This is a genomic window from Tangfeifania sp., assembly GCF_055108615.1.
In genome coordinates, this window is record NZ_JBSQIC010000001.1 from 92,474 (window position 1) to 104,853 (window position 12,380).

The 12,380-nt window shown below is 42.4% G+C and carries 9 protein-coding genes; 5 read left to right on the top strand and 4 right to left on the bottom strand.

Going from position 1 to position 12,380, the window contains the following annotated elements; translation table 11 throughout:
* Nucleotides 1-3: 3 nt before the first annotated feature.
* From infB to rimP, 3 genes are all read right to left on the bottom strand, one after another.
* Nucleotides 4-3,015: a translation initiation factor IF-2 gene (infB, locus tag ACTCNA_RS00430; RefSeq protein ID WP_462945917.1), complete on the bottom strand. Its 3,012-nt coding sequence runs from the start codon at nucleotides 3,013-3,015 to the stop codon at nucleotides 4-6.
* Between the two features lie 101 nt (nucleotides 3,016-3,116).
* Nucleotides 3,117-4,352: a transcription termination factor NusA gene (gene nusA, locus ACTCNA_RS00435; protein WP_462945918.1), complete on the bottom strand. Its 1,236-nt coding sequence runs from the start codon at nucleotides 4,350-4,352 to the stop codon at nucleotides 3,117-3,119.
* Between the two features lie 2 nt (nucleotides 4,353-4,354).
* Entirely contained in the window at nucleotides 4,355-4,828 is a 474-nt protein-coding gene (rimP, locus tag ACTCNA_RS00440) for a ribosome assembly cofactor RimP (protein WP_462945919.1), read from the bottom strand.
* 276 nt (nucleotides 4,829-5,104) lie between these two features.
* On the opposite strand from rimP, the gene ACTCNA_RS00445 reads away from it, so the two are divergent.
* Genes ACTCNA_RS00445 through lpxA form a run of 4 tightly spaced genes read left to right on the top strand, consistent with a single transcriptional unit; the run spans nucleotide 5,105 to nucleotide 9,651 of the window.
* Nucleotides 5,105-6,358 carry an HD domain-containing protein gene (locus ACTCNA_RS00445; RefSeq protein ID WP_462945920.1) on the top strand — a complete coding sequence of 418 codons (1,254 nt, stop codon included), beginning with the start codon at nucleotides 5,105-5,107 and terminating at the stop codon, nucleotides 6,356-6,358.
* A gap of 36 nt (nucleotides 6,359-6,394) precedes the next feature.
* Nucleotides 6,395-7,453 (top strand): UDP-3-O-(3-hydroxymyristoyl)glucosamine N-acyltransferase, encoded by a 1,059-nt coding sequence (gene lpxD / locus ACTCNA_RS00450; RefSeq protein WP_462945921.1) that lies wholly within the window; start codon nucleotides 6,395-6,397, stop codon nucleotides 7,451-7,453.
* Nucleotides 7,454-7,462: 9 nt separating this feature from the next.
* On the top strand, nucleotides 7,463-8,851 hold the full coding sequence (locus ACTCNA_RS00455) for a bifunctional UDP-3-O-[3-hydroxymyristoyl] N-acetylglucosamine deacetylase/3-hydroxyacyl-ACP dehydratase (protein ID WP_462945922.1): 1,389 nt from the start codon (nucleotides 7,463-7,465) through the stop codon (nucleotides 8,849-8,851).
* 17 nt (nucleotides 8,852-8,868) lie between these two features.
* Nucleotides 8,869-9,651, top strand: coding sequence for an acyl-ACP--UDP-N-acetylglucosamine O-acyltransferase (gene lpxA / locus ACTCNA_RS00460; RefSeq protein ID WP_462945923.1), 783 nt, complete (start codon nucleotides 8,869-8,871; stop codon nucleotides 9,649-9,651).
* A gap of 76 nt (nucleotides 9,652-9,727) precedes the next feature.
* On the opposite strand, the gene thiL is transcribed toward lpxA, so the two are convergent.
* Nucleotides 9,728-10,765, bottom strand: coding sequence for a thiamine-phosphate kinase (gene thiL / locus ACTCNA_RS00465; RefSeq protein ID WP_462945924.1), 1,038 nt, complete (start codon nucleotides 10,763-10,765; stop codon nucleotides 9,728-9,730).
* A 133-nt stretch (nucleotides 10,766-10,898) separates the two neighbouring features.
* Here thiL and sufB point away from each other — a divergent pair, with 133 nt between their 5' ends.
* Nucleotides 10,899-12,344, top strand: coding sequence for a Fe-S cluster assembly protein SufB (sufB, locus tag ACTCNA_RS00470; protein WP_462945925.1), 1,446 nt, complete (start codon nucleotides 10,899-10,901; stop codon nucleotides 12,342-12,344).
* The last annotated feature ends 36 nt before the right edge of the window (nucleotides 12,345-12,380 follow it).

The window sequence follows — 12,380 nt, forward strand, 5'->3', positions numbered from 1 at the left end:
AAATTACAAATGCTTGGCCACTTCAACTTCCTGGAAGGTTTCCACATGGTCGCCCACTTTAATATCGTTGAAATTTTCAATGTTCAATCCACATTCGTAACCGTTCTTCACTTCCTTCGCATCATCTTTAAAGCGTTTCAACGAACCAAGGGTTCCGGTATAAATCACAATGCCATCGCGAATAACTCTTACTTTTGAATTGCGGTTTATTTTGCCGTCGCGCACAATACAGCCGGCTACAGTACCAACTTTTGTAATTTTGAATACTTCCATTACTTCGGCTGTTCCGGTAATTTCCTCTTTTATATCGGGCGAAAGCATGCCTTCCATGGCTGTCCTGATTTCGTTAATTGCATCGTAAATAATAGAGTACAAACGAATATCGATTTGTTCGCGCTCTGCAAGTTTGCGTGCACTAAGCGACGGCCTTACCTGGAAACCAATAACAATGGCTTCGGAAGCTGCTGCCAGCAAAATGTCTGATTCTGAAATCTGGCCAACGGCTTTGTGTTTCACGTTTACCTGGATCTCTTCGGTGGAAAGTTTAATCAATGAATCGGAAAGTGCTTCAACCGAACCGTCCACGTCACCTTTAATAATCAGGTTCAATTCCTGGAAATTACCAATGGCAATTCTGCGGCCAATCTCGTCGAGCGTAATATGTTTCTGTGAGCGCAGCCCCTGTTCGCGTGCAAGCTGTTCGCGTTTATTGGCAATGGCCCGGGCATCGCGTTCATTTTCCATCACATGGAAATTATCGCCTGCCTGCGGTGCTCCGTCGAGTCCCAGAATAATTGCCGGTTGAGCCGGCCCGGCCTCTTCAATCTTTTGGTTACGCTCATTAAACATAGCTTTAATATGACCAAAATACTGCCCCGCCAGCACAATATCGCCTGATTTAAGTGTGCCCGACTGAACCAGTACAGTAGCCACATAACCACGTCCGCGGTCAAGTGAAGATTCAATAACGGTTCCGGATGCTCTTTTCTTCGGATTGGCAGTCAGTTCAAGCATTTCGGCTTCCAGCAGTACTTTCTCAAGTAAATCTTTAATTCCCTTGCCCTGCTTGGCCGAAATATCGTGCGACTGGTATTTACCACCCCATTCTTCAACAAGGTAGTTCATATTGGCCAGCTCTTCCTTAATTCTTTCGGGATTGGCGCCTGGTTTGTCAATTTTATTAATAGCAAATACAATTGGCACTCCAGCTGCTGATGCATGGTTAATTGCTTCAACTGTTTGCGGCATCACGTTATCGTCAGCAGCAACAATAATAATTGCAATATCAGTAACCTGTGCACCCCGGGCACGCATTGCCGTAAAAGCCTCGTGTCCCGGAGTATCCAGAAACGTAATGTCTTTGCCTTCATCGAGTGTTACATGGTAAGCACCAATATGTTGTGTAATTCCTCCGGCTTCACCGGCAATAACGTTGGTACTCCTGATATAGTCGAGCAGCGAAGTTTTACCGTGGTCAACGTGCCCCATTACGGTAACAATGGGCGAACGCGGAACAAGATTTTCTTCTGAATCTTCTTCATCGGCATCATCAATCGACTCCTGTATATCAGCGCTTACAAATTCAACTTTATATCCAAACTCATCGGCTACCACAGTAAGGGTTTCTGCATCGAGCCGCTGGTTTATGGAAACAAACAAGCCCAGGCTCATACATGTGGAAATAACTTCATTTACATTTACATCCATCATGTTGGCCAGTTCGCTCACCGATACGAATTCGGTAGCTTTCAATATTTTCTTGGCCTGGTTTGATTTTTCCAGGTCGGCCTGTTTCTTTTCACTAACGGCAGCTCTTTTATCGCGGCGGTGTTTTGAACCTTTCGATTTACCTTTTGAAGTTAAGCGGGCCAGGGTGTTTTTAATTTGCTTTTGTACTTCTTCCTCGTCAACCTCTTTTTTAAGTTGTGGTTTTTTCTTTTTGGCGCCCTGTTTGGTAAGCTTCTGCCCGGTTCTTTTTCTTCCTTCCTGCGGCTTATCTTCAAACCGTATTTTTCCCGGATCTTTAATCCTTTTGCGGCGTTTCTTCCGCGAAGAACCTTCAGAAGAATCTTTCTGTTTTTTCGCTTTCTTTTCAGGAAGATCGATTTTACCAACTACAGTAGGCCCATTCAGTTTGTTCCTTTGTGCCTTTATAGTTTCGTCTTTTTCTTCTTCCTGTTCCGTTGTTCCTTTTTTCTGTTCGCGGGCTTTTCCACGGGCGGCCTCTTTCTGTTGCCTTCTTTCTTCCCGTTCTTTTTCTCTCTCTTTTTTCGATTTTTTCGAAGGCCTTGTTTTCTGATTTAAGGCTTCGAGATTTATGCGGCCAACAACTTTAACGTCGTCAACATGTGTTTTTTTCTCCTCTTTTTCCACTTCCTTTTCAACCTTTTTTTCAGGTATTTCAGGCTGAGGTTGTTTTTTTTCCGCTTTTATTTCTTCTGGCTGTTCCTCTTTTTGTGGCTCGGTTTTTTCTTCGGCTTTAGGTTTCTCTTTCGATTCAGCTTTTTTCTCTTTCTCCGATTCTGTTGCTTCTTTTTCAGCTTTCTTAGCTGCTTTTTTTGAAGCATCCAAATCAATTTTTCCTACAACCTTTATTTTATCCTCGTGAGCCGGTTTTTCAACAGGTGCTTCTTCCTCTTTTTCTTTTTCAGCTTCTGAGGGTTCAGGCTTACCTGGTTTTTCAGGGGTTTTATCTTCAGTTTTTTCTTCAACCTCTTCTTCTTCAATCTCCTCTTCTTCCTCTTCTTCTTCGAGCTCTTCTTCTTCGTTGTCAATAGAAATAACTTCCTGCTTCGGACGATGACTTTTAAGAATAATTTTTTCTGATTCTTTTTTCAGGTTTAAATCAATCTTATATTCTTTTTCAAGAAGTTCGACCGCTTCTGCAGAAACTTTAGTATTAGGATTTGAATCATAATCAAATCCTTTTTTGTGCAGAAATTCCACAATGGTGTGAATCCCCACATTGAATTCTCTTGCAAGTTTACTAAGCCTTATTGTCTTGCCTGCTGTCATATAAATTTTTTATTTTCTTTTCGTATCCCTAAAGCTAAAGTACTCTGCAAGTTTAAACAAAAGCTTTTACAGTAGTTTTAAATTTAGCTTATTTTTTAAAATCACTCAAATTCCGACTTGAGGATATTCAGCACATTGTCGATGGTTTCTTCCTCGAGGTCGGTGCGTTTAATTAAATCGCTGCGCGAAATATTGAGCACATTTTTAGCTGTATCACAACCAATGGCTTTCAATGCGTCGATAACCCAATCTTCAATTTCATCGGTAAATTCATCGAGGTTCACATCTTCGTCATCCTCCTCTGTTTCGCGGAACACATCAATTTCGTAACCAGTAAGCTGACTTGCCAGCCTGATGTTCAGGCCACCTTTCCCGATAGCAAGTGATACTTCTTCGGGTTTCAGGTACACTTCAGCTCTTTTATCTTCCTCGTTTATTTTAATATCGAGAATTTTTGCCGGATTCAGTGCCCGTTTAATGTAGAGCTGCGTGTTGGCAGAATAGTTGATTACATCAATGTTTTCGTTACGCAACTCGCGCACAATGCCGTGTATGCGTGAACCTTTCATTCCCACACAGGCCCCAACCGGGTCAACACGCTCGTCGTACGATTCTACGGCAACTTTGGCTCGCTCGCCCGGCACTCTCACAATATTTTTAATGGTAATGAGGCCATCAAAAATTTCGGGTATTTCCAATTCAAACAAACGCTCGAGAAAAACCGGTGCAGTGCGCGACAAAATAATAAGCGGGTTGTTGTTTCGCAATTCAACCTTATACACAATTGCCCTGACGGTATCTCCTTTACGGAAGTAATCGGATGGAATCTGTTCCGACTTGGGCAGAATCAATTCATTGCCTTCATCGTCAAGAATCAGGATTTCTTTTTTCCACACCTGGTAAACTTCGCCGGTAACAATGTCGCCAATTTTGTCTTTATATTTTCCGTAAATGTGATCTTTTTCAAGTTCCAGAATTTTACTGGCCAGGTTCTGCCGCAGGGTTAAAATGGCTCGGCGGCCAAAGTCAATTAACTTCACCTCATCGGTTACCTCTTCGCCCACCTCGTAGTCACTGTCAATTTTTTGGGCATCAGTCAATGTGATTTGCAGGTTTGGATCTTCCAGCTCGCCATCTTCAACCACTTCGCGGTTTCTCCAAATTTCAAAGTCACCTTTATCAATATTGATAATTACATCAAAATTTTCATCGGTACCATACTGCCTAATCAGCACACTGCGAAAAACATCTTCGAGTACACTCATCATGGTTACCCGGTCGATGTTCTTCAATTCTTTGAATTCGGCAAAAGTATCTATCAGATTAATATTTTCCATCTTTAATTCGCTTTTTTAAATGAAACAACAACTTTTGCGCTTTTTATTTCGCCATACTTTAACTGATGTTCTTTTACTATTAACTGCTTTTTTTTATGCCCTTCTACCCGTTCGCGTTTGGCCGTTTTCAATAAAATTCCTTCGTCGCCTGCATCCAGTAACTCGCCTTCGAGTTTGACACCTTCGGTAGTTACAATTTCAACATCGTGTCCAACATTTTTCAGGTATTGTTCTTTTACCCTGAAGGGCTCTGAAAGGCCGGGAGAAGAAACCTGCAGCTCAAAGTCTTCTTTATCGCGATCAAGATTTTGTTCGAGCTCGCGACTAATTTGCACGCACTGGTCGATTGTCAACCCATCGAAACTATCGATAAAAACTTTTATCACATTCGAAGCATTCACAGTCACCTCTACCAGGAACATGCTTTCATCCAGTTGCTCCTTTACAAACGCTGTTATTTTCTTTTTATCTACCATTAATAACCAGTAACAAAATAGGGAACCGGCGGTCCCCTATTTCAGGCTTTTCTAAAAAATCTCCGCAAAAATAGTAATTTCTTCCTTAAAACACAAAAAAAGAAAGCGTATAAACCACTGATTTTAAAGAATAAAAAATGTTTTACTATTTTCCACAGCCAAAACAGCGGTTTCATCAATAAAAAGCCCAAACAGCAAAAAATTTACAAAGATGATAAATGCCTTATAACGAATTAATTAAAGTTTTGTAGTTTTGCCCTTTCAAAAAAAACAATTGTGGATCAAAACAATAATAAGAAAAAAATCATCAACGATCCGGTTTTCGGTTTCATCACCATACAATCGGAACTGATTTTTGATTTGCTGGAACACCCCTACATGCAGCGGCTGCGAAGGATCAAGCAACTGGGGTTTTCTTTTCTGGTTTACCCCGGTGCCAATCATTCGCGTTTTGAACATGCACTGGGCGCAAGCCATTTAATGGGTCAGGCCATAACGGTTTTGAGGCTGAAAGGCCATGAAATTACGGAGGAAGAAGCCGACGCGGTTACCATTGCCATTTTGTTGCACGACATTGGCCACGCTCCGTTTTCGCACGTGCTCGAAAACTCACTGGTTGAAGTAGCCCACGAAGAGTTGTCTTTGCTTTTAATGAACGAACTGAACCGGCAGTTTAACAGCCGCCTGGCCCTGGCCATCGAAATTTTTCAGAACAAGTACAAAAAGAAATTTTTACACCAGCTGGTAGCAGGGCAACTCGACATGGACCGGCTGGATTACCTGAGCCGCGACAGCTTTTTTACAGGCGTTGCAGAGGGAGTGGTTGGAATTGACCGAATCATAAAAATGCTTAACGTTTGGGACGACCAACTGGCTGTTGATTTAAAAGGAATTTACTCCATCGAAAAATTCCTGATTGCACGGCGCCTCATGTACTGGCAGGTGTACCTTCACAAAACGGTTGTTTCGGCCGAATTCCTGCTCATAGGTATTTTAAAAAGGGCAAAAGATTTGTTTTCGGCAGGACACCAGCTGTTTGCAACCCCTACGCTTGAGGTTTTCCTGAAAAACAACTTTACTTCTCAAAACTTTTGGGACAACCTGAATGTTGAAGGAAAGACTGTTTTGGAATGGTTTGCCCAACTCGACGATAACGACATCATTTCGTCGGTTAAGGAGTGGCAGTTTCATAGTGATCCTGTTCTTTCTTCGCTATCTAAAAGTCTTATACAAAGAAGATTATTCAAAGTAAAATTGAAAAAGAAACCCGTTTCAAAAAAATGGGAAGAAAAAATGCTACAACACATTACCGGTGAAATAACCGGCGACCCGGAACTGGCCAAATATTTCCTGATGACAGGGGAAATTACCAACAATGCCTACAACCGAAATACTGAGAATATTAAAATACTTTTCAAAAACGGAAAAGTAAAAGATATGGAAAAAGCGTCGGATATTAACCTGGCAGCTTTCACCAAAACCGTGCGAAAATTTTTCGCCTGTTATCCAAAAGAATTGGACATTAATTAGTTTAAAACTATATTTGCACCGCTTAAAAAAAGTTGAATGGAATTTAAAGCTACAGACATTGCTGCATTTCTGAAAGGAGAAGTTGTTGGTGACAACAATGTTGTTGTTACAAATGTATCGAAAATTGAAGATGGAAAACCCGGCACGCTTTCTTTTTTTGCCAATGCTAAATACGAAAGTTACGTTTACAATACAAATGCTTCAATTGTGCTGGTGAATAAAAGCTTCGAACCCAAATCAGAAGTTAATGCCACACTTATAAAAGTTGATGATGCCTACCAGGCATTTTCCTCGTTACTCGATCTGTACCAGCTCACCAAAAAAGACACCAGGAAGGGGATAGAACAGCCCAGTTTTTTTGATGAAACGGCTGCCACCGGCGAAAATTTTTACCTCGGGGCGTTTGGGTACGTGGGTAAAAACGTTAAAATCGGCAATAATGTAAAACTGTTTCCACAGGTACATATTGGCAACAATGTGACTATTGGCGATAATTGCATTTTTTATGCCGGAGCCAAAGTTTACGACGACTGTGTAATAGGTAACAATTGTATTATCCATGCCGGTGCGGTTATCGGTGCCGATGGTTTTGGCTTTGCACCGCAACCCGACGGCACCTACAAAAAAATTCCGCAAATCGGAAATGTTATTCTCGAAGATAATGTGGATATTGGTGCCAATACTACTATCGACTGTGGGACTTTTGAGTCAACTATTATCCGTAAAGGAGTCAAAATTGACAACCTGGTACAGGTAGCGCACAATTGCGAAGTTGGCGAAAACACAGTTATTGCAGCGCAAACAGGGCTGGCCGGCACAACCAAAGTGGGTAAAAACTGCAAATTTGGAGGACAGGTTGGCCTGGCAGGACACTTAACAATTGGCGATAATGTAAATATTGGGGCACAATCAGGTGTTTCCAATTCAATAAAAGATAACGAAACAGTTCTTCTTACACCGGCTCACAATATAAAAGATGCTGTCCGTACAGCCATTGTTTTCAAAAACCTGCCCAAGCTCAGAGATGAAGTTATTCAACTTCGGAAAGATGTAAAATCACTTCAAAACGGCACCTCTACTGCTTCGAAGAAATAACATAAGCATATGGTTGTAAAGCAAAAAACATTAGCAAATTCATTTAAAATTGAAGGAAAAGGCCTGCATACAGGAGTTGATGTAATCATGAACTTTTTGCCGGCCCCCGAAAACCACGGGTTTAAATTTAAAAGGGTTGACCTTGAAGAACAAACGATAATAGATGCCGACGTTGATTTGGTTGTGGACACTTCGAGAGGCACCCTGCTTGAAAAAGACGGAGCCCGGATTGGAACAATCGAACATGCACTGGCAGCTCTCATTGGAATGGACCTCGACAATGTGCTGATAGAAGTCAACAACGAAGAAGCTCCCATTATGGATGGGAGTTCAAAATATTTTGTTGAAGCCATAGAAAATGCCGGAATTGTTGAGCAAGATGCAGAAAGAGAATATTTCGAGATAAAAGAAAAAATTGAAATATTCGATGAGAAATCAGGGGCAGAAATTATTGCACTACCCGACGACGACTATCATATAAATGTAATGATATCGTTTAAATCGAGCGTGCTGAACAACCAGTATGCAACCCTTGAATCGATAAGTAATTTTAAAGAAGAAATAGCCAACTGCCGCACATTTGTATTTTTGCACGAGCTGGAATTGTTGCTCAACAACAACCTTATTAAAGGAGGCGAACTAAATAATGCAATCGTTATTATCGACAAAGAAGTTACGCAGGAAGAACTGGATCGCCTCGCCGATCTGTTTCACCACGACAGGGTAGAAGTAAAGCCCCAGGGCATTTTAAACAACCTCGACCTGCATTTCGACAACGAATGCGCACGGCATAAACTGCTCGATGTAATTGGCGACCTGGCCCTTTGCGGCAAACACATAAAAGGCCGCATAATTGCCTCAAAACCAGGGCATCGCCCCAATACACTTTTTGCACAGGCACTGAAAGATGCCTGGAGGCAACAGCAGGCAGGCCCTCCTGAATATGACCCCAACGCGAAGCCGTTGCTCGATGTGAATCAAATAAAAACATACCTGCCCCACAGGTACCCACTTTTAATGGTCGATAAGGTTTTATCAATTACCGAAAAAGAGGTAGTGGGTGTGAAAAGCGTAACTGCCAACGAGCCATTTTTCCAGGGGCATTTCCCCAACGAACCCGTAATGCCGGGAGTTTTACTCATTGAAGCTATGGCACAAACCGGTGGGTTGTTGGTACTATGCGGACTGGAGGGAAAATATTCAACCTATTTTATCCGGATTAACAATGTTAAGTTCCGGAAAAAAGTTGTGCCGGGAGACACCCTGATTTTTAAAATAAACTTAATTTCGCCAATCCGCAGAGGAATTGCAATCATGAAAGGCGTTACCTACGTGGGCGATAAAATTGTTGCCGAAGGCGAATTCATGGCACAAATAATAAAGCAAACTGAAGAATAATAGAATTAGAAAAAAATATGAAACAACCACTGGCTTACGTACATCCTGAAGCAAAAGTTGCTGAAAATGTAGTGATAGAACCTTTTGTATCTATTGATAAAGATGTGGTAATAGGAGAAGGAACACATATCGGTTCCAGCGTAACTATTTTATCGGGAACCCGAATCGGAAAAAACTGCAATATCTTTCCGGGAGCTGTTATCGGAGCTATTCCCCAGGATATGAAATTTAAAGGGGAATATACAACCGTTGAAATTGGCGACAATAACGTTATCCGCGAATATGTAACCATCAACCGCGGAACAGCCTCGAAAGGAAAAACCTCCCTGGGCAACAATAATTTATTGATGGCCTACGTACACATAGCACACGATTGCACCCTGGGAAATCATGTCATTCTTGGCAACAACACCCAGCTTGCCGGCGAAGTTGTGGTTGACGACTGGGCAATTATTTCGGGGATGACCGGTGTTCACCAGTTTTGTCGTGTAGGCTCGCATGTAATGATTGGCGGCGGTTCACTGGTGCGGAAAGATGTACCTCCGTTTATTAAAGCCGGTCGCGAACCGCTTTCGTATGTGGGAATTAACTCCATTGGTTTGCGTCGCAGAAATTACTCCAATGAAAAAATCAGGGAAGTGCAGGAAATTTACCGGTACATTTACCAAAAAGGACTGAACACTGCACAAGCTATCGATATTATTGAAACCGAAATGCCGGCTACCCAGGAACGCGACGAAGTGTTACTTTTTGTAAAAGACTCAAAACGCGGAATAATCAGAGGGTATTACCCGGATTAATTTCAACTTAAAATATTGTAAACGATTTGAATGGCAGTGTATTTACATTGCCATTTTTGTTTAAGGTTTTATAAAATTATTCCTGATGGTTCCAGCCCTGCGCCTGTAAAGGAATTTCAGAGCCACCGGCTGCAATAAGATGTACTCCTGCCGATTCATTCACCATCTCACCTATCGCGGTAAAATCGGGATCGTTTTTCAGTTTTTCGTAATCTTTGGGAGAAACGGTAAAAAGCAATTCGTAATCTTCGCCGCCGTTCAGCGCAGCAACCAAGGGATTGATGTTCAGCTCTTCGGCCATTTTTTTGGTTTGGTTGTCCATTGGTACTTTTGCTTCATCCAACCTGCAACCCACTTTTGAATCTTTGCACAGGTGCATGATTTCAGAAGAAAGTCCGTCTGAAATATCAATCATCGATGTGGGTTTGATGCCAATTTTTTTGAAGGCCGCAATTACATCAGGCCGTGTTTCAGGTTTCAGCTGCCGTTCCAGGATGTAATCATAACCTTCGAGTTGAGGTTGCATTTTATCGTTTACCTTGAAAACTTCATTTTCGCGCTCGAGCAGTTGAAGTCCCATGTAGGCACCTCCCAAATCGCCTGAAACGCATAGGATATCGCCCTCTTTTGCCCCGCTCCGGTAAACGAGGTCTTCCTTGGCCGCTCCGCCCAGCACACTCACACTAATGGTTAAACCGGTGAGCGAGCTGGTGGTGTCTCCTCCTACCAAATCAATTCCATATTTTTCGCAGGCCAGATGAATGCCCGAGTACAATTCTTCAACCGCTTCCACCGAAAATTTATTCGACAAAGCTATGTTCACTGTAATTTGCCGTGGCTGGGCATTCATAGCAAAAATATCGGAAAGATTCACCACCACCGATTTGTACCCGAGGTGCTTCAGCGGAACATACATCAGGTTAAAATGGATGCCTTCGGTGAGCAGATCGGTGGAAAACACCACACACTTATCGCCATAATTTAAAACTGCGGCATCGTCGCCAACGCCTTTTAAGGTACTCTCATTTTTTAACTGTATATCTTTGGTCAGCCTGTCTATCAAACCAAATTCTCCCAGTTCCAAAATCCGTGTATGTTTTTTTTCTTTACTCATTGTTAATTAAAGACAAATTGGTATGGAATAATCAATCCAAACCACAAAAATACCTATACTTTTATATCTTTGCAATTGTATTAGTTAAACAGTCTAAATAAAGGATTGTTAATTCAAAAAAATGAATTAAAATATGACAGACCAGGACAAAATATTATCTGAAGTAACGCAGAGTGAATATAAATACGGATTTTTCTCCGATATTGAAACCGATATCATAGATAAAGGATTGAATGAGAATGTAATCCGTACAATTTGGGAGAAGAAAAACGAGCCCGATTTCATGCTTGAATTCCGGTTGGAGGCATTCAGGAAATGGGAAAAAATGAAAATGCCCAACTGGGCCTACCTGAAAGTTCCGCCCATTGATTATCAGAATATCAGCTACTATGCGGCTCCGAAGAAAAAACCGCAGTATGAAAGCCTGGATGAAGTGGATCCGGAATTGCTCGAAACATTTAACAAGCTGGGAATTCCGCTCGAAGAACAAAAACATTTGGCGGGAGTAGCCGTGGATGCTGTAATGGACAGCGTTTCAGTAAAAACAACTTTTAAAGAAACGCTCGCAGAACAAGGCATTATATTTTGTTCGTTCAGCGAAGCATTGCAGGAGCATCCTGATTTGGTGCGCAAATACATCGGTCAATCGGTACCGGTGAACGACAACTTTTTTGCAGCGCTGAATTCAGCAGTTTTCAGCGATGGGTCGTTCTGTTATATTCCAAAAGGCGTGAAATGCCCGATGGAATTATCGACCTACTTCCGGATTAATTCTGCCAACACCGGCCAGTTTGAACGGACACTTATTGTAGCCGACGACGACAGCTACGTGAGTTACCTCGAAGGCTGTACCGCCCCGCAACGCGACGAAAACCAACTGCACGCCGCGGTAGTTGAAATTATTGCGCTCGACCGTGCAGAAGTGAAATATTCCACGGTACAAAACTGGTTCCCCGGCGACAAAAACGGAAAGGGCGGGGTTTACAATTTTGTAACCAAACGCGGAATTTGCCGCGGCGAATCGTCCAAAATCAGCTGGACACAAGTGGAAACCGGTTCGGCAGTGACCTGGAAATACCCGAGCTGCATTCTGCTTGGCGATAATTCCATTGGCGAATTCAACTCGGTAGCTGTTACCAACAACCACCAGCAGGCCGACACCGGCTCGAAAATGATTCACATTGGTAAAAACACCAAAAGCACCATTATTTCAAAAGGGATTTCGGCAGGTAAAAGCGACAATTCCTACCGTGGTTTGGTGAAAGTTTTGCCCGGTGCAAAAAATTCGCGAAATTTCTCACAGTGCGACTCGCTGCTGCTGAACGATACCTGCGGCGCACATACTTTCCCCTACATTGAAGTGGGAAACAAATCATCGATTGTGGAACACGAGGCAACTACCTCAAAAATTGGCGAAGACCAGATTTTCTACTGCAACCAGCGGGGAATCGACACCGAAAAAGCAATCGGCATGATTGTGAACGGTTACGCCAAAGAGGTACTCAACAAACTGCCGATGGAGTTTGCTGTTGAAGCACAAAAACTGCTTGAAATCAGCCTCGAAGGAAGCGTGGGGTAGCGCCCCCTTTTATTCCCCCAAAGGGGGAAGATAAGA